This window comes from Pseudomonas sp. IT-93MI4, assembly GCF_949767635.1.
GTDB lineage: Bacteria > Pseudomonadota > Gammaproteobacteria > Pseudomonadales > Pseudomonadaceae > Aquipseudomonas > Aquipseudomonas putida_A.
The window spans coordinates 54374-72435 of the sequence record NZ_CATKPP010000006.1; the positions used below are offsets into that span (position 1 = coordinate 54374).

Consider the following 18062-nt stretch of genomic DNA (forward strand, 5'->3'; position numbering starts at 1 on the left):
CCCGAACACACGCTTCGCAGCCCGAGAAAGGGCTGCGAACAGACCCATCACGCCTGAAGGAAACCGCACCATGAACCATGACGTCATCATCACCTGCGCACTTACCGGTGCTGGCGACACGACCGCCAAGAGCCCCCACGTGCCGGTCACCCCGAAACAGATTGCAGCGGCTGCGGTGGAAGCGGCCAAGGCCGGCGCCACCGTCGTCCACTGCCATGTGCGCGACCCGCAGACCGGCAAGTTCAGCCGTGACGTGGCGCTGTACCGCGAAGTGATGGAACGCATCCGTGAGGCCGACGTCGACATCATCGTCAACCTCACCGCCGGCATGGGCGGCGACCTCGAAATCGGCGCTGGCGAGCACCCGATGGAGTTCGGCCCGAACACCGATCTGGTCGGCCCGCTGACCCGTCTGGCCCACGTTGAAGAACTGCTGCCGGAAATCTGCACCCTCGATTGCGGCACGCTGAACTTCGGCGACGGCGACACCATTTACGTCTCGACCCCGGCGCAACTGCGCGCCGGCGCCAAGCGCATCACCGAGCTGGGGGTGAAGGCCGAGCTGGAAATTTTCGACACCGGCCACCTGTGGTTCGCCAAGCAGATGATCAAGGAAGGCTTGCTCGACAACCCGCTGTTCCAGCTGTGCCTGGGCATCCCGTGGGGTGCGCCGGCCGACACCACCACCATGAAAGCCATGGTCGACAACCTGCCGGCCGATGCGGTGTGGGCCGGGTTCGGCATCGGCCGCATGCAGATGCCAATGGCCGCGCAAGCGGTGCTGCTCGGCGGCAACGTGCGGGTCGGCCTGGAAGACAACCTGTGGCTGGACAAGGGCGTGCTGGCGACCAACGGCCAACTGGTCGAGCGCGCCAGCGAGATCCTCAGCCGCCTCGGCGCCCGCGTGCTGACCCCGGCTGAGGGCCGCAAGAAGATGGGCCTGACCCAGCGCGGCTGACCCAACCACCCATTTCCCTCTGTGAAATGAATTCTGTGGTGAGGGGATTTATCCCCGATGGGTGGCGAAGCCGCCCCAAGACCTGACAACCCGGGGCATCAGATAGACCGAGAGTGCTGGTTTTACGACTGCTTCGCAGTTGATCGGGGCGGTGCGACGTTTCGCTAAATCCCCTCGCCACAAGACAGAGTTTCCACAGGACCACCGAACTCTCTCAGGAAATCACCATGAGCTTTATCACCGACATCAAAACCTTCGCCGCCCTCGGCAGCGGTGTCATCGGCAGCGGCTGGGTCGCGCGTGCCCTCGCCCATGGCCTCGACGTGGTGGCCTGGGACCCGGCGCCCGGCGCTGAAGCTGCGCTGCGCAAACGCGTGGCCAATGCCTGGGGTGCGCTGGAGAAAAACGGTCTGGCGCCCGGTGCTTCGCAGGATCGTCTGCGTTTTGTCGCGACCATCGAAGAATGCGTGCGCGATGCCGATTTCATTCAGGAAAGTGCCCCGGAACGCCTCGAGCTGAAACTCGATCTGCACAGCAAAATCAGCGCAGCGGCCAAGCCTGATGCCTTGATCGGATCGAGCACTTCCGGCCTGTTGCCGAGCGAGTTCTACGAGAGCTCGACCCACCCTGAACGCTGCGTAGTCGGTCACCCGTTCAACCCGGTCTACCTGCTGCCGCTGGTGGAAGTGGTCGGCGGCAAGAACACCGCGCCCGAGGCCGTGCAAGCAGCGATGAAAGTCTACGAATCCCTCGGCATGCGCCCGCTGCATGTGCGCAAGGAAGTGCCGGGATTCATCGCTGACCGTCTGCTCGAAGCGCTGTGGCGCGAGGCGCTGCACCTGGTCAACGACGGCGTGGCGACCACTGGCGAGATCGACGACGCGATCCGTTTTGGCGCCGGTCTGCGCTGGTCGTTCATGGGCACGTTCCTGACCTATACGCTGGCCGGCGGTGACGCGGGGATGCGCCACTTCATGTCGCAGTTCGGCCCGGCGTTGCAGTTGCCGTGGACCTATCTGCCGGCACCGGAACTGACCGACAAGCTGATCGACGATGTGGTCGGTGGCACCAGCGATCAGCTTGGCCGCCACAGCATTTCAGCACTGGAGCGCTATCGTGATGACTGCCTGCTGGCGGTGCTGGAGGCGGTGAAGACCACCAAGGAAAAGCACGGGATGAGTTTCAGCGAGTAATCCTTGCTCAGCAGTTCCGGCCCCTTCGCGAGCAAGCCCGCTCCCACAGGTGACCGCATTCCAATGTGGGAGCGGGCTTGCTCGCGAAGACGGCAGCCCAGTCACTATTAATGTTGGATCTGACACCATGCCCACTCTCACCACCTACCAAACCACCATAATCCCCGACTGGGTCGACTACAACGGCCACCTGCGCGACGCCTTCTACCTGCTGATCTTCAGCTACGCCACCGACGCACTGATGGACCGTCTCGGCATGGACAGCAACAACCGCGAAGCCAGCGGCCACTCGCTGTTTACCCTTGAACTGCACCTGAATTACCTGCACGAAGTGAAGCTCGACGCCGAGGTCGAAGTGCGCACGCAGATCATCGGTCACGACAGCAAACGCCTGCACCTCTATCACAGCCTGCACCTGGCCGGCGACGAAAAGGAACTGGCCGGTAACGAGCAGATGCTGTTGCACGTCGATCTCGCCGGCCCACGTTCCGCGCCGTTCACCCCGGACACCTTGAGCCGTCTGCAAGCCATCGTCGCCGAGCAAGTCGATCTGCCCGCCCCGGCTTACATCGGCCGTGTCATCGCTCTGCCACCCGCCCGCTAATCCCGCCCACGCAAGGAGCCGCCATGCACACCGCTGCCGCTGTTGCCGATTTCCGTACTTATCCGTTGATCAGCGCGCTGAGCGGCGTGCAGAACCTGGCGGATCGCGTTTCACTTGCCTGGGCCGACGGCCGCGTCAGCCCGTTCCATCACGTCTGGTTGCGAGATAACTGCCCGTGCGAGCAGTGCGTCTACAACGTTACCCGCGAGCAGGTATTCGAGATCGTCGATGCTGCGCCGGATCTCGTCCCCGCCAACGCGCACATCGACAGCGACGGCTGTCTGCAGATCGATTGGCAGGATGGCCATCGCAGTCGCTTCGATCCGGGCTGGCTGCGCGCGCACGCCTATGACGACGAGTCCCGCGCCGAACGTCTGGCCGCCAAACCCAAGGCTTACCTGTGGCGCAGCGATTTGCAGCTACCGGTATTCGAATATTCAGCGCTGATGAACGACAACGGCGCGCTGCTGCAATGGCTGATCGCGGTGCGCGACATCGGCCTGACGCAAGTACGCGGCGTGCCCACCGAGCCGGGTTCGCTGAAGCTGATCGCGCAGCGCATTTCGTTCATCCGCGAGAGCAACTTCGGCGTGCTGTTCAACGTGCAGTCCAAGGCCGATGCCGACAGCAACGCCTACACCGCTTTCAACCTGCCGTTGCACACCGACTTGCCGACTCGCGAACTGCAACCGGGTCTGCAATTTCTGCATTGCCTGGTGAATGATGCCGAGGGTGGCGAGAGTATTTTTGTCGACGGTTTTGCGATTGCCGACGCGTTGCGTCAGGAAGCACCGGAGCTGTTTCAGGCGCTGTGCGAAATCCCCGTGGAATTCCGCAACAAGGATCGCCACAGCGACTATCGCTGCCTGGCGCCGATCATTGCGCTGGACGCGTTGGGCCGGGTCGCGGAGGTGCGCATGGCAAACTTTCTGCGCGGCGCATTCGATACATCGGTGGAGCAAATGCCGCTGCTGTACCGGGCCTATCGGCGCTTCATCGCCATGACCCGTGAGCCACGTTTTCGCCTGATGCAGCGACTCAATCCGGGTGAACTGTGGTGCTTCGATAATCGCCGCACGCTGCATGCGCGCAATGCGTTTGACCCGGCCAGCGGGGCGCGGCATTTCCAGGGTTGCTACATCGATCGGGATGAGTTGTTGTCGCGGATTCTGGTGTTGCAACGGTAAACCGCGTCATCGTTCTTCGCGAGCCTGCTCGCGAAGGCGTCAGCGCCAACCACACCCCTCTCCCGGATTCACAGGCAAAAAAAGCCCCGATACAAGCCGTGACAGGATCGGGGCAGAGGGTACTGTTGAGGAGCTGCCAGTCGAGGGTGACCAAACCGTCTGTAGCGAGCTGAGGTCAGTGTGCCGACTCCCCTTGGCACTGAGTTAGCCGAAAACGACCTGTTCATAGCCGTCGCGGCCACTGCGACAAATCGCCCTTGCCGTGCCTCCACATGCCCACCAGAATCGAGTCACGACCTCCGTTGCCGAAGAAGGAAGCGCGCCATGATGTATGCCGATTTGATCGATCAGGAAGACTTGTTGGGCCAGCTCAAGGCATTGGGTTTTCAAGTACCGAGCGGTTCGACCGCCGAGCAGGCCTGTGAGTGTGCGGTGCGTGGTCTGGACAATGTTCGCGCGTTTGAATTGCGCAAGATGGTCAAGGACATGTACACCAGCGGCGCCAGTATCCAGCCTGCGGTGCGCCAGGCGATCGACAAGCAGTTGTTGCCGGCGTTGGCGGATTACCAGCAAAGCCATAGCGCCTGATAAATCCATTCGCGAGCAGGCTCGCTCCCACATTTGAAGTGCATTCCAGGTGGGAGCGAGCCTGCTCGCGAAGAACGATGACTCGGTCTACAGCCTTACGCTGGCAAACGTCGACTCATTACGCGCCTGACTCAACGCCGACATCGGCCCCGATAGCGGCGACATCACGATCGCCTGCGGCAGCGGCAGCATCGCCACTTGCTGGGTGGTGTTGGAGCCTACGCGTTCGTCACGCGGCGGAATGCCGAAGTATTCGCGATAGCACTTGGAGAAGTGCGGCGTCGAGACGAAACCACACACCGACGCGACTTCGATGATCGACATCGGCGTCTGCTTGAGCAGTTGCCGCGCGCGGATTAGGCGCAGCTTGAGGTAGTAGCGCGACGGCGAGCAGTGCAGGTATTTCTGGAACAGCCGCTCCAGCTGGCGACGCGACACGGCGACGTACACCGCCAGTTCGTCGAGGTCGATCGGCTCTTCCAGATTGGCTTCCATCAGCGCGACGATTTCCTGCAGTTTCGGCTGGTTGGTGCCGAGCATATGCTTGAGCGGCACACGCTGATGATCCTGCTCGTTGCGGATGCGTTCGTAGACGAACATTTCCGAGATCGCGGCGGACAGTTCGCGACCGTGATCGCGGCTGATCAGGTGCAACATCATGTCCAGTGGCGCGGTGCCGCCGGAACTGGTGAAACGGTTACGGTCGAGGGTGAACAGACGGGTGCTCATCGCCACGCGCGGGAATGCTTCCTGCATCGCCGCCAGACATTCCCAGTGCACACTGCAATCGAAACCGTCGAGCAGACCGGCGCAAGCCAAAGCCCAACTGCCGGTGCACACTGCGCCCAGACGCTTGGACTGACGCGCCTGGCTCTGCAGCCATGACACGTGTTCACGGGTCACGGTGCGTTGAATGCCGATCCCGCCGCAGACGATCACGGTGTCCAGGGGCGGAGCTTTGTGCATGGAGGCATCGGGGGTGATTTGCAGACCGTCACTGGCCCACACCTGACCGCCATCGACGGTCAGTGTGCTCCAGCGATACAGCTCACGACCGGACAATTGGTTGGCCATGCGCAGGGGCTCGACTGCGGAGGCCAGAGAAATCAGCGTGAAATTGTCCAGCAGCAGAAAGCCGATGGATTGAGGCGCACGGTTCTGGGGTTGGGCCCCGGAGTTGAACGACGTCATCGCGGTATCTCCTCACACAAAGCGGGTGATGGCCTCAGGCGGAGGCTCTTGTTATTGCCGGCGTTCTCGCGTGGGAGACGGGCTTTGTTATGACAGAGCAATTGCCATGCCTAAAATTGAATGGCTGTTCAATAACTCCTGAAAACGACGTCGCGACGTGTCTATTCAAGACGTCGGACACACGGTGTTTCGAAGTGCCATCAGCGGCGCCGAGAGCCCTGCCCCGCTGCCTGTGAGCAGATCGGTAGCACTTGTGGGAACGGGCTTGCGCGCAGTTGTTTCAGAGTGTCACCGCAAGCACGGGTGACGGACGGCAGGGAGTGCGAATGGCGCACTGCGAGTGGGAAAAGCTCTTATCTGATTGCGACGCGCTAAAAGGTGGCGCCTGCGGTTATGTGTGTTCCGTTAGCGAGCAGTTTTGACTGGTCTGACGCTTCCAAATCAAACATAAATCCTGTGGCGAGGGGATTTATCCCCGATCGGCTGCGCAGCAGCCGTAAACCATTCAGCGCGGTGTGTCAGGCAACACTCGATTGCAGGATTTGGGGCCGCTTCGCAGCCCATCGGGGATAAATCCCCTCGCCACAGGACATCTCGGTCTCAGCATTCTACGGCGCTAACCGCCAACCCACCCCGCGAGGTCTCTTTATATTTGTCATGCATATCCGCGCCGGTATCACGCATGGTGCGGATCACCCGGTCCAGCGAGATGAAGTGCTGACCATCGCCACGCAGGGCCATCTGCGCTGCGTTGATCGCCTTCACAGCGGCAATTGCGTTGCGCTCGATACACGGCACCTGCACCAGGCCGCCGACCGGATCACAGGTCAGGCCGAGGTTGTGTTCCAGGCCGATTTCCGCCGCGTTGCACAGTTGCTCCGGCGTCGCGCCGAGAATCTCCGCCAACCCCGCCGCCGCCATCGCGCAGGCCGAACCAACCTCGCCCTGGCAGCCGACTTCGGCACCGGAGATTGAGGCGTTCTTCTTGCACAGAATCCCCACCGCCGCCGCGCCCAGGAAGTAATCGACCACATTGGCGTCGGTGACCGCTTCGCTGAACTTCATAAAGTAGTGCAACACCGCCGGAATGATCCCCGCCGCACCATTGGTCGGTGCGGTGACCATGCGCCCGCCCGCCGCGTTTTCTTCATTGACCGCGAGGGCAAACAGGTTGACCCACTCCATGGCACTGAGGGTCGAGCCGATCACGTTGGGCTTGTTCAACTCCTGCAGGCTGCGATGCAACTTGGCCGCGCGCCGGCGCACATTGAGACCGCCGGGAAGGATGCCTTCGTGCTTGAGGCCCTGCTCGACGCAATCCTGCATCGCCCGCCACAGCTTCATCAGCCCGGCACGGATTTCCTCTTCGCTGCGCCAGACCTTTTCGTTGGCCATCATCAGTTCGGCGACGCGCAGGTTGTTCTTTTGGCACAGCTGCAGCAGTTCCACCGCGCTGGAAAAGTCATAAGGCAATTCGGTGCGATCCAGATCGACCACACCGCTGGATGCCTGCGCCTGATCCACGACAAAACCGCCACCGACCGAATAGTAGGTGTCGCGATGAATCTCGCCGTGATCGCCTTCGGCAACCAGAGTCATGGCGTTGGGATGGAACGGCAGGTTTTCATCGATCAGACGCATGTCGCGGGCCCAGACAAACGGCACCGACAGACGACCATCCAATAACAGCGTGTGAGTTTCACGCAGCGCCTGAATGCGCGGGCCGATCTGCGACGGGTCGATTGCGTCCGGCCATTCGCCCATCAGGCCCATGATTACTGCGTTGTCGCTGCCGTGGCCGATACCGGTAGCCGACAGTGAGCCGAACAGTTGCACTTCTATACGCCGTACCTGCTCCAGCAGGTGCCGGTCGCGCAGCGCTTCGACAAACAAGGCGGCGGCGCGCATCGGGCCGACGGTGTGGGAACTGGACGGGCCGATGCCGATTTTGAACAGGTCGAAAACGCTGATAGCCATTGCTGCAGAGCTCCTGAGGATGCCGTTCCCGGGCGTTAAGCGCCCGCTGGCGGAGCTGCTACGCTCAAGCTGCGATCCGCCGGAATGCCCGCATCATCAGGCTTTTGTCAGGTCGCTCGGCGTCTGACACCGACGCACTCATGCCCACCAACGCCGTGCCGGTTTCCTCCCGTGTTTTCGCCGTTTTTATGCGGCTCAGATGGCCAAACGGGGCGGAAAAAAGCTGTAAACGACGTCACTGACACTGGATGCGACCATCCCTGTACTGGATACGACCCACCCTGTAGGCGTCAGATTTTCACTGGTACATGATCGTTATGACTCGATTGCAAGGCGCCGTGGTAGAGCTGTCTCCAGAACGCCATCCAACCGCAACCTATAAGTGCGGTGGTCCACAGTCGGAACACTGCCAAAAAAAACACCAAGGAGTCCATCCATGAAAGGTTCCCCGTCGTTGTTGTTGGCCGCCATGCTGAGTCTGCCGTTACTGGCGCAAGCTGCAGAACCGGCGCAGTGCAGTACCGTTAACTTCTCCGATGTCGGCTGGACCGACATCACCGCCACCACCGCCACCACCTCGGTGGTGCTCGACGCCCTCGGCTACAAAACCAAGACCACCATGATCTCCGTGCCCGTGACCTACAAGTCGCTGGCCGACGGCAAGAACATGGACGTGTTCCTCGGTAACTGGATGCCGACCATGGAAAACGACATCAAGGCCTACCGCGATGCCGGCACCGTCGAAGTGGTGCGCACCAACCTCAAAGGTGCCAAGTACACCCTCGCCGTACCGCAAGCCCTGTACGACAAGGGCCTGCATGACTTCGCCGACATCGCCAAATTCAAGAAAGAGCTCGATGGCAAGATTTACGGCATCGAGCCTGGCAACGACGGCAACCGCCTGATCCAGAGCATGATCGACAAGGACGCTTTCGGTTTGAAAACCGCCGGCTTCAAGGTCGTCGAATCGTCCGAAGCGGGCATGCTCTCGCAGGTCGACCGCGCGCAGAAACGCGACACCGCCGTGGTCTTCCTCGGCTGGGCGCCGCACCCGATGAACAAGCGCTTCAAGATTCAATACCTGACCGGCGGCGATGACTTCTTCGGCCCCGATTTCGGTGCTGCCACTGTGGCGACCAACACCCGCAAGGGCTACACCACCGAATGCAGCAACGTCGGTCAGTTGCTGAAGAACCTGGAGTTCACCGTCGACATGGAAAGTACCCTGATGGGCAACATCCTCGACGACAAGATGAAGCCTGAAGCGGCCGCCAAGGCCTGGCTGAAAAAGAACCCTCAGGTGCTCGATACCTGGCTCGCTGGCGTGACCACCATTGACGGTAAACCAGGCCTGGAGGCCGTGAAAGCCAAGCTCGCACAGTAATTGCCTTACGCCGGGCGAGTTCGCTCGCCCGGGCTGTTTATTCCTTGCATGCGGACGTTCACTACCATGCTGATTGATCAGAAAATCCCTTTAGGCCAGTACATCGCGGGCTTCGTCGAATGGTTGACGCAACACGGCGCCAGCACCTTCGACGCAATCGCCGTGACACTGGAAACGATGATCCACGGCGTGACGTTTGCGCTGACCTGGTTCAATCCCTTCGTCTTGATCGGCCTCATCGCCCTGCTCGCGCATTTCATCCAGCGCAAATGGGGGCTGACTGTTTTTGTGATTGCCTCGTTCCTGCTGATCCTCAACCTGGGGTACTGGCAGGAAACCATGGAAACCCTCGCCCAGGTCATGTTCGCGACCCTGGTCTGCGTGGTCATTGGCGTGCCGTTGGGCATCGTCGCCGCCCACAAGCCGATGTTCTACACTTTAATGCGTCCGGTACTCGATCTGATGCAGACCGTACCGACCTTCGTTTACCTCATTCCTACCCTGACCCTCTTCGGGCTGGGTGTGGTGCCGGGCCTGATCTCCACGGTGGTGTTCGCCATCGCTGCGCCGATCCGCCTGACCTACCTGGGCATCCGCGATGTCCCGCAAGAACTGATGGACGCCGGCAAGGCCTTCGGCTGCTCGCGTCGCCAATTGCTCTCACGGATCGAACTGCCTCACGCCATGCCGAGCATCGCTGCCGGCATCACCCAGTGCATCATGCTGTCGCTGTCGATGGTGGTGATCGCGGCACTGGTGGGCGCCGACGGACTCGGCAAACCGGTGGTCAACGCACTGAACACTGCTGATATCGCCCTGGGCTTCGAAGCGGGCCTGGCGATCGTACTGCTGGCGATCATGCTCGACCGTATCTGCAAACAACCCGACGCCAAAGTAGGGGGTGACGCATGAGCATAATTCGCTTCGATAACGTTGACGTGATCTTCACCAAGGATCCGCGCGAAGCACTGAAACTTCTCGATCAAGGCTTGACCCGCAGCGAGATCCTGAAAAAGACCGGGCAGATCGTCGGCGTGGAAAAGGCCAGTCTGGACATCAACAAGGGCGAGATCTGCGTACTGATGGGCCTGTCCGGCTCCGGCAAGTCGAGCCTGCTGCGCTGCATCAACGGCCTCAACACCGTGAGTCGCGGCAAGCTGTTCGTCGAGCACGAAGGCAAGCAGATCGACATCGCCTCCTGCACCCCGGCCGAACTGAAAATGATGCGCACCAAACGCATCGCCATGGTGTTCCAGAAGTTCGCCCTGATGCCGTGGCTGACGGTGCGCGAGAACATCAGCTTCGGTCTGGAAATGCAGGGCCGACCGGAAAAGGAACGGCGCAAGCTGGTCGACGACAAGCTCGAACTGGTCGGCCTGACCCAATGGCGCAACAAGAAGCCCGATGAACTCTCCGGCGGCATGCAGCAGCGTGTCGGACTGGCCCGGGCGCTGGCGATGGACGCCGACATTCTGCTGATGGACGAACCGTTCTCGGCACTCGACCCGCTGATCCGTCAGGGTCTGCAGGATGAACTGCTGGAACTGCAACGCAAGCTGAGCAAGACCATCGTTTTTGTGAGTCACGACCTCGATGAGGCACTCAAACTGGGTAGCCGCATTGCGATCATGAAGGACGGCCGGATCATCCAGTACAGCGTGCCGGAAGAGATCGTACTGAACCCGGCGGACGACTATGTGCGCACCTTCGTGGCCCATACCAACCCGCTCAACGTCCTGTGTGGCCGCAGCCTGATGCGCACGCTGGACAACTGCAAACGCATCAATGGTTCGGTGTGCCTCGACCCGGGTGGCGATTCGTGGCTGGACCTGGCCGAAGGCAACACGATCAAGGGTGCGCGGCAGAACGGTTCGGTGCTGAACCTGCAGAACTGGGCACCGGGGCAAGCAGTGGAAGCCCTTGAGCGCAAGCCGACACTGGTGGACTCGAACATCGGCATGCGCGACGCGCTGCAGATTCGCTACCAGACCGGCAACAAACTGGTGCTGCACGACAACAACCATGTGGTGGGGATTCTGGGCGACAGCGAGCTGTATCACGCGTTGCTGGGCAAGAACCTGGGGTAAGAACCGCAGACACAAAAACGCCGCGAGAGGATCGCGGCGTTTTTGTTTGTCAGGGAATCAGGTCAAACCGTGTTGTGGCTGATGGCCCTTTCGCGAGCAAGCCCGCTCCCACAGTTAAAATGCATTCCAATGTGGGAGCGGGCTTGCTCGCGAAGAATGCGGCGCGGTGCATCAGACAGAAACACCGCACCACCTACAACTTAGCTATACACCCGGCCAAGGAGCTGCCGATGGCTTTCAAACTGATCGAGCACATCGCGTGTGATCTGATCCTGCGTGAAGCCCATCAGGTCGTAGTCCTGGCTGCCGTTGTGCAAATACACCTCGGCGCGGTAGTAACGCTGGCGCGCTTCATCGGACTGGGCCGATTCGGTCGGGGTCGCCAGGTAGCCGTCCAGGCTCACTTCATAGACGAAAGGGTTGCCCTCTTCCATCTCGACGCGCACGCCCATGCAACGCTTGGATTTGCCCAGCAGCGTCTGCACTTCCAGACCCTGTGCACGCAGTTGTGCAGCAGCGTCGTCCAGTGCCGGCGTCACATGTTTGTCCATGAAGCGCTGCACGACCGATTGGCTCGGTTGCAGATCCAGCTGCGTCAGACGCTCGCTGAAACCACGACGACCGCGCTCAGCCAGTTGCGCCTGCTCCTGTTCGATCTGCACGTCCTGGCGCATGGCCTTGTGCAGCCCGAACATGAAGAACACCAGCACCACCGAGAACGGCAGACCGGCCAGCACCACCATGGTTTGCATGGCTTCGAAGTTACCGGCGAACAGCAGACCGATGGTCACCAGCGTGATCACCACCGACCAGAAGATCCGCAGCCAGTGCGGCGCATCTTCATCAACGTTGCCGCCCTTGCAGGACAGATTCGCCATCATTACCGCGCCGGAGTCGGCGGGGGTCAGGAACAGCACGAAACCGACGAAGATCGACACGCCGATGACGACTTTCGACGCCGGGTAGTGTTCCAGCAACTGGTAGATCGCCATCGACGGTTGTTCCAGCGCCGTCTTGCCGAGTTCGACCGCCCCCTGGTTCATCACCAGATCCAGTGCCGAGTTACCGAAGATCGACAGCCACGCCAGGGTGAAACCCAACGGGATCAGCAGTACGCCAGCGACCAGCTCACGCACGGTACGACCACGGGAAATACGCGCGATGAACATGCCTACGAATGGTGCCCAGGAAATCCACCAGGCCCAGTAGAACAGGGTCCACAGGCCCAGCCAGCGGTCGGACTTGGCGCTGTCGCCTTCATAGACGTACAGGTCGAAAGTCTTCAGCACCACGCCGTTGAGGTAATCGCCGATGTTCTGCACGAAGCCGTTGAGCAGGTGCAGCGTCGGGCCGAACAACAGGACGAAAATCAGCAGACCGCTGAACAGCACGATGTTCAGGTTGGACAGACGACGGATGCCGTTTTCCACACCGGACACGGCAGCGATGGTCGCCACGGTGCTCATCACGATGATCACGATCAGCAGGTTGGTGTTGCTGTGCTCCATGCCGAACAGGTTTTCCAGACCCGAGGACACTTGCAGCGAACCGATCCCCAGGTTGGTCACCAGCCCCAGCAGGGTCACGAACATGCCGAAGCCGTCCACCGCGTGACCGGCGGCGCCTTTGACCCAACGCTCGCCGACCAGCGGATACAGCGCCGAACGCAGGGCCAGCGGCTGGTTATGACGGTAAGCGAAGTACGCCACAGCCAGACCGACCAGCGCATAGATCGCCCAGCCGTGCAGGCCCCAGTGCAGGAAGGTCAGTTGCACCGCCTGACGCGCGGCCAGGTTGGTGGCCGCTACGCCTTCCGGCGGATTGAAGTAATGGTCCAGCGGCTCGGACGCGCCGAAGTACAGCAGCGAAATACCGATACCCGACGAGAACAGCATCCCCGCCCAGGCGCCGTAACTGAAATCCGGGGTGTCGTCCTTGCTGCCCAGTTTGAGTTTGCCGTAGGAGGAAAACGCCAGGCCCACCACAAACACCAGGTACGCGGCGATCACCACCATGTAGTACCAGCCGAAGCTGCGCGACAACCAGGCCTGAGCGATACCCAACAATCTGCCGGCCTCTTGCGGGGCGATGATCAGAATGGCGGTCAACAACAGAATCAACGCGGTAGAGGTGTAAAACACCCAACCGTTGACCGTCACCTTCTCGGGCGGGGTCTTTATAAGAGAGGCAGAACTCATGGCACAAATGCTCCAGGCAGTGCGAGAGAAGAACACAAGGCAACACGGAACCCGACCAATCGGTTGGTTGGCAGCCGACCGGCGGGTGATATAAAGACACCCCGAAAAAAGCCCGAACCTGCCGAAATGGCGTTGCGAATCGCTTTCGTGGCCAAAGCTGTGCGGACGTTCATCCGAAACCTGGCCCCGAGCGTCTTGCCCATTCAACACGTCCATCGAACAGCGAACCGCGCCATGCCCCACGCAGGTTTCAAGCATTTTCGGATGTCGTTTTATCGCCATTTACAAGCAGAAAAAATCTGTAGGCAGCGACGATTTGTCGCAGATCTTATTCTTTGTTGATTGAACGTTCAATCAAAACAAAATAGACTGGCCCTCAATCCGATAGGCGTTTATCGCCCGTCGGAAGGCCTAAGGAGATGTGCAAGATGCCCAAGGTCGGTATGCAACCCATCCGCCGCCAACAACTGATCGAAGCCACGTTGCAGGCGGTCGATCAGGTCGGTATGGGGGACGCCAGCATTGCGCTGATCGCCCGTTTGGCCGGTGTCTCGAATGGCATCATCAGTCACTATTTTCAGGACAAGAACGGCCTGATTGCCGCCACGATGCGGTATCTGATGAATGTCCTCAGCGAGAACGTCACCGCGCGCCGGCAGGCGCTGGCAGACAGCAGCCCACGGGCGCATCTGCAGGTGATCATCGAAGGCAACTTCGACGCCAGCCAGGTCAATGGCCCGGCAATGAAAACCTGGCTGGCCTTCTGGGCCACCAGCATGCACCAGCCGTCTTTGCACAGGTTGCAGCGGATCAACGATCACCGTCTGTATTCCAACCTGTGCTGCGAGTTCCGCCGTGTGTTGCCGCTCGAAGATGCGCGCAGCGCCGCGCGTGGACTGGCAGCGTTGATCGACGGCTTGTGGTTGCGCGGCGCGCTGTCGGGAGACGCTTTCGACACGGCGCAGGCGCAACAGATCGCGTACGAATACATGGATTTCCAATTGGCCAAGCAGGTGAGCCAGAGCACACAGAAAACGCTCGGTACCTGAACCGCCACCGCAGTTTCAGCGCGGTGGTCGACGCCAACCACTAATGCACTTGCGAGGACACTATGGCCCGTTTCGAACTGCAAAAACTCTACATCGATGGCGCGTACTCCGACGCTGGCAGCGATGCCACTTTCGAAGCCATCAACCCGGCGAACGGTGAAGTCCTCGCCCAAGTGCAACGTGCGACCAAGGAAGACGTCGAGCGTGCTGTGGTCAGCGCTGAAAAGGGCCAGAAAATCTGGGCCGCGATGACCGCCATGGAGCGTTCGCGCATCTTGCGTCGCGCCGTCGACATCCTGCGCGAGCGCAACGATGAGCTGGCTGCTCTGGAAACCCTGGACACCGGTAAAGCCTTCTCCGAAACCAAATACGTCGACATCGTCACCGGCGCCGACGTGCTGGAATACTACGCAGGCCTGGTGCCGGCGATCGAAGGCGAGCAGATTCCGCTGCGCGACACTTCCTTCGTCTACACCCGTCGCGAGCCGCTGGGCGTGGTCGCCGGTATCGGCGCGTGGAACTACCCGATCCAGATCGCTTTGTGGAAATCCGCACCGGCCCTGGCCGCCGGTAACGCAATGATCTTCAAGCCAAGCGAAGTCACCTCGCTGACCACCCTGAAACTGGCCGAAATCTACACCGAAGCCGGCCTGCCAAACGGCGTGTTCAACGTGCTGACCGGCAGCGGCCGTGAAGTCGGCACCTGGCTGACCGAGCACCCGCGCATCGAGAAAGTCTCCTTCACCGGCGGCACCGACACCGGCAAGAAAGTCATGGCCAGCGCTTCGGCTTCGTCGCTGAAAGACGTGACCATGGAGCTGGGCGGCAAGTCGCCGCTGATCATCTGCGACGACGCCGACCTCGATCGTGCCGCCGACACCGCGATGATGGCCAACTTCTACAGCTCCGGTCAGGTCTGCACCAACGGCACTCGCGTATTCGTACCGAGCCACCTGAAAGCCGCGTTCGAAGCCAAGATTGTCGAGCGCGTCGCGCGCATCCGCATCGGCAACCCGGAAGACGAAAACACCAACTTCGGCCCGCTGGTCAGCTTCGCCCACATGGAAAGCGTGCTGGGCTACATCGCCAAGGGTAAAGAAGAAGGTGCCCGTGTGCTGTGTGGCGGCGAGCGTCTGACCGACGGTGAATTCGCCAAAGGTGCATTCGTCGCTCCGACCGTGTTCACCGATTGCACCGACGAGATGACCATCGTCCGTGAAGAAATCTTTGGCCCGGTGATGGCGATCCTCTCCTACGAGACCGAAGAAGAAGTGATCCGCCGCGCCAACGACACCGACTTCGGCCTGGCCGCCGGTATCGTCACCAAAGACCTGAACCGCGCGCACCGCGTGATTCATCAACTGGAAGCCGGTATCTGCTGGATCAACGCCTGGGGCGAGTCCGACGCGAAGATGCCGGTTGGCGGTTACAAGCAGTCGGGCGTGGGCCGTGAAAACGGCATCAGCTCGCTGACCAACTACACACGCATCAAATCGGTACAGGTCGAGCTGGGCGATTACGTCTCGGTGTTCTAAGCCCGAGTCTTGTATTGCTCGTGAGGCCGTCTTCGCGAGCAGGCTCGCTCCCACATTGAAATATGTCTCCTGTGGGAGCGAGCCTGCTCGCGAATCGAGTGCGCAGCACTCGCCGAGGCCCGACCTGACCACATCTAAAGAGGGTGCATTCAATGTCCCAAGAATTCGATTACATCATCATCGGTGCCGGCTCGGCCGGTAACACCCTGGCGACCCGTCTGACTGAAGACGAAGGCGTCACCGTGCTGCTGCTCGAAGCAGGCGGCCCGGACTATCGTTTCGACTTCCGCACGCAAATGCCGGCTGCACTGGCATTCCCGCTGCAAGGTCGTCGCTACAACTGGGCGTACGAAACCGATCCGGAGCCACACATGGACGGTCGTCGGATGGAGTGCGGTCGCGGCAAAGGCCTCGGCGGCTCCTCGCTGATCAACGGCATGTGCTACATCCGTGGCAACGCGATGGACTACGACGGCTGGGCGAAGCTGCCAGGCCTGGAAGACTGGACCTACCTCGACTGCCTGCCGTACTTCCGTAAAGCGGAAACCCGCGACATCGGCCCGAACGACTACCACGGTGGCGACGGCCCGGTCAGCGTGACCACGCCGAAGGCGGGCAACAACCCGCTGTTCCACGCCATGGTTGAAGCCGGCGTGCAGGCCGGTTACCCGCGCACCGAAGACTTGAACGGCTACCAGCAGGAAGGCTTCGGCCCGATGGATCGCACCGTGACGCCGAACGGCCGTCGTGCTTCCACCGCCCGTGGCTACCTCGACGTCGCGAAAAAGCGCTCGACCCTGACCATCGTCACCCACGCCCTGACCGACAAGATTCTGTTCGAAGGCAAACGTGCGGTCGGCGTGCGTTACCTGGTCGGTTCGGCGGAAGAGCGCGTTGAAGCCAAAGCGCGCAAAGAAGTCCTGCTGTGCTCCGGCGCCATCGCTTCGCCGCAGATTCTGCAGCGCTCCGGTGTCGGTCCGGCAAAACTGCTGGAAAGCCTCGACATCCCGGTGGTGCATGACCTGCCGGGTGTCGGTGAAAACCTACAGGATCACCTTGAGCTGTACCTGCAATACGCCTGCACCCAACCGGTCTCGCTGTACCCGTCGCTGCTCTGGTACAACCAGCCGGCCATCGGTGCCGAGTGGCTGTTCAACGGCACCGGCATCGGCGCCAGCAACCAGTTCGAAGCCGGCGGTTTCATCCGTTCGCGTCCGGAATTCGAGTGGCCGAACATCCAGTACCACTTCCTGCCGGTAGCGATTAACTACAACGGCAGCAACGGTGTGAAAGAGCACGGCTTCCAGGCACACATGGGTTCCATGCGTTCGCCGAGCCGTGGTCGCATCCAGTTGAAGTCCAAGGATCCGCGTCAGCACCCGAGCATCCTGTTCAACTACATGGCCACCGAGCAGGACTGGCAGGAATTCCGTGACGGCATCCGCCTGACCCGCGAAATCATGCAACAGCCTGCGCTGGACGCTTTCCGTGGCCGCGAAATCAGCCCGGGCATCGACGTGCAAACCGATGAGCAGCTGGACAAGTTCATCCGCGAGCACGCCGAAACCGCGTTCCACCCGTCCTGCTCGTGCAAGATGGGCACCGACGAGATGGCGGTTGTGGATGGCGAAGGTCGCGTGCACGGCATGCAGAGCCTGCGTGTGGTCGATGCCTCGATCATGCCGATCATCACCACCGGTAACCTGAACGCGCCGACGATCATGATCGCCGAGAAAATCGCCGACAAGATCCGTGGCCGCAAGCCACTGCCGCGTAGCAATGCTGCCTACTACGTGGCTGGCGGTGCGCCAGTGAAGGGCAAGCCGATGCGTGATATCACGCCTGTTGCTCAGTAAGACGTAATACCGCGTCACGGCTAATCGCGAGCAGGCTCACTCCTACAAGGATCTCCAGCGACCACACATTATGTGGACACTGGAGATTAACTGTAGGAGTGAGCCTGCTCGCGATGAGGCCCTGCAATTCAATACCCCTCCCCCCTGCTGCACAGTAAATCCTCCTACACCCCCTCTTCACTTGATCCTACCCCCACGCAGGCCTACTCTAGACCTCGCGCAATCGTTTCACCCCTCCCCCGCCGAATCGCTTCA

General features: G+C 60.8%; 14 protein-coding genes. 11 read left to right on the forward strand and 3 right to left on the reverse strand.

From position 1 onward, the window contains the following. Positions 1-70 precede the first annotated feature (70 nt). From ACM6I7_RS05090 to ACM6I7_RS05110, 5 genes are all read left to right on the forward strand, one after another. Positions 71-958 (forward strand): 3-keto-5-aminohexanoate cleavage protein, encoded by an 888-nt coding sequence (locus ACM6I7_RS05090; protein WP_086793588.1) that lies wholly within the window; start codon positions 71-73, stop codon positions 956-958. A 227-nt stretch (positions 959-1185) separates the two neighbouring features. Continuing rightward, a complete protein-coding gene (locus ACM6I7_RS05095) occupies positions 1186-2151 on the forward strand; it encodes an L-carnitine dehydrogenase (protein ID WP_414888089.1) in 966 nt (321 codons plus the stop codon). Between the two features lie 127 nt (positions 2152-2278). Continuing rightward, complete coding sequence (locus ACM6I7_RS05100) at positions 2279-2755, forward strand: thioesterase family protein (RefSeq protein ID WP_414888090.1); 477 nt, start codon at positions 2279-2281, stop codon at positions 2753-2755. A gap of 23 nt (positions 2756-2778) precedes the next feature. Further along, positions 2779-3942, forward strand: a complete 1164-nt coding sequence (locus ACM6I7_RS05105) for a gamma-butyrobetaine dioxygenase (RefSeq protein ID WP_414888091.1) — start codon at positions 2779-2781, stop codon at positions 3940-3942. 324 nt (positions 3943-4266) lie between these two features. After that, complete coding sequence (locus ACM6I7_RS05110) at positions 4267-4530, forward strand: hypothetical protein (RefSeq protein WP_007962640.1); 264 nt, start codon at positions 4267-4269, stop codon at positions 4528-4530. Between the two features lie 87 nt (positions 4531-4617). Here ACM6I7_RS05110 and ACM6I7_RS05115 read toward each other — a convergent pair whose 3' ends face one another. Both ACM6I7_RS05115 and ACM6I7_RS05120 read right to left on the reverse strand, forming a co-directional pair. Beyond that, positions 4618-5721, reverse strand: a complete 1104-nt coding sequence (locus ACM6I7_RS05115; protein WP_007949927.1) for a GlxA family transcriptional regulator — start codon at positions 5719-5721, stop codon at positions 4618-4620. 600 nt (positions 5722-6321) lie between these two features. Continuing rightward, on the reverse strand, positions 6322-7698 hold the full coding sequence (locus ACM6I7_RS05120) for an L-serine ammonia-lyase (RefSeq protein ID WP_007962642.1): 1377 nt from the start codon (positions 7696-7698) through the stop codon (positions 6322-6324). A 436-nt stretch (positions 7699-8134) separates the two neighbouring features. On the opposite strand from ACM6I7_RS05120, the gene ACM6I7_RS05125 reads away from it, so the two are divergent. The 3 genes from ACM6I7_RS05125 to choV all read left to right on the forward strand — a co-directional run bounded on the left by ACM6I7_RS05125 (position 8135) and on the right by choV (position 11169). Next, positions 8135-9082, forward strand: coding sequence for a choline ABC transporter substrate-binding protein (locus tag ACM6I7_RS05125; RefSeq protein WP_027610641.1), 948 nt, complete (start codon positions 8135-8137; stop codon positions 9080-9082). Between the two features lie 66 nt (positions 9083-9148). Next, entirely contained in the window at positions 9149-9994 is an 846-nt protein-coding gene (gene choW, locus ACM6I7_RS05130; protein WP_007962645.1) for a choline ABC transporter permease subunit, read from the forward strand. Further along, on the forward strand, positions 9991-11169 hold the full coding sequence (choV, locus tag ACM6I7_RS05135) for a choline ABC transporter ATP-binding protein (protein WP_007962646.1): 1179 nt from the start codon (positions 9991-9993) through the stop codon (positions 11167-11169). The genes choW and choV overlap by 4 nt, the downstream gene beginning before the upstream one ends. A gap of 200 nt (positions 11170-11369) precedes the next feature. On the opposite strand, the gene betT is transcribed toward choV, so the two are convergent. Beyond that, positions 11370-13367 carry a choline BCCT transporter BetT gene (gene betT, locus ACM6I7_RS05140; protein ID WP_414888092.1) on the reverse strand — a complete coding sequence of 666 codons (1998 nt, stop codon included), beginning with the start codon at positions 13365-13367 and terminating at the stop codon, positions 11370-11372. Positions 13368-13795: 428 nt separating this feature from the next. On the opposite strand from betT, the gene betI reads away from it, so the two are divergent. From betI to betA, 3 genes are all read left to right on the forward strand, one after another. Continuing rightward, entirely contained in the window at positions 13796-14416 is a 621-nt protein-coding gene (betI, locus tag ACM6I7_RS05145; RefSeq protein WP_041063389.1) for a transcriptional regulator BetI, read from the forward strand. Positions 14417-14478: 62 nt separating this feature from the next. After that, the gene (gene betB, locus ACM6I7_RS05150) at positions 14479-15951 is read left to right on the forward strand and encodes a betaine-aldehyde dehydrogenase (protein WP_027610639.1); all 1473 of its coding nucleotides are present in this window, start codon (positions 14479-14481) and stop codon (positions 15949-15951) included. A gap of 152 nt (positions 15952-16103) precedes the next feature. Then, positions 16104-17807, forward strand: a complete 1704-nt coding sequence (gene betA / locus ACM6I7_RS05155; RefSeq protein WP_027610638.1) for a choline dehydrogenase — start codon at positions 16104-16106, stop codon at positions 17805-17807. Positions 17808-18062 lie beyond the last annotated feature (255 nt).

Coding starts and splice junctions, on each gene's coding strand:
- ACM6I7_RS05095 (WP_414888089.1), top strand. CDS start 1,186: ATGAGCTTTATCACCGACATCAAAACCTTCGCCGCCCTCGGCAGCGGT.
- ACM6I7_RS05120 (WP_007962642.1), bottom strand. CDS start 7,698: ATGGCTATCAGCGTTTTCGACCTGTTCAAAATCGGCATCGGCCCGTCC.
- choW (WP_007962645.1), top strand. CDS start 9,149: ATGCTGATTGATCAGAAAATCCCTTTAGGCCAGTACATCGCGGGCTTC.
- choV (WP_007962646.1), top strand. CDS start 9,991: ATGAGCATAATTCGCTTCGATAACGTTGACGTGATCTTCACCAAGGAT.
- ACM6I7_RS05125 (WP_027610641.1), top strand. CDS start 8,135: ATGAAAGGTTCCCCGTCGTTGTTGTTGGCCGCCATGCTGAGTCTGCCG.
- betA (WP_027610638.1), top strand. CDS start 16,104: ATGTCCCAAGAATTCGATTACATCATCATCGGTGCCGGCTCGGCCGGT.
- betI (WP_041063389.1), top strand. CDS start 13,796: ATGCCCAAGGTCGGTATGCAACCCATCCGCCGCCAACAACTGATCGAA.
- betT (WP_414888092.1), bottom strand. CDS start 13,367: ATGAGTTCTGCCTCTCTTATAAAGACCCCGCCCGAGAAGGTGACGGTC.
- ACM6I7_RS05100 (WP_414888090.1), top strand. CDS start 2,279: ATGCCCACTCTCACCACCTACCAAACCACCATAATCCCCGACTGGGTC.
- ACM6I7_RS05115 (WP_007949927.1), bottom strand. CDS start 5,721: ATGACGTCGTTCAACTCCGGGGCCCAACCCCAGAACCGTGCGCCTCAA.
- ACM6I7_RS05105 (WP_414888091.1), top strand. CDS start 2,779: ATGCACACCGCTGCCGCTGTTGCCGATTTCCGTACTTATCCGTTGATC.
- betB (WP_027610639.1), top strand. CDS start 14,479: ATGGCCCGTTTCGAACTGCAAAAACTCTACATCGATGGCGCGTACTCC.
- ACM6I7_RS05090 (WP_086793588.1), top strand. CDS start 71: ATGAACCATGACGTCATCATCACCTGCGCACTTACCGGTGCTGGCGAC.
- ACM6I7_RS05110 (WP_007962640.1), top strand. CDS start 4,267: ATGATGTATGCCGATTTGATCGATCAGGAAGACTTGTTGGGCCAGCTC.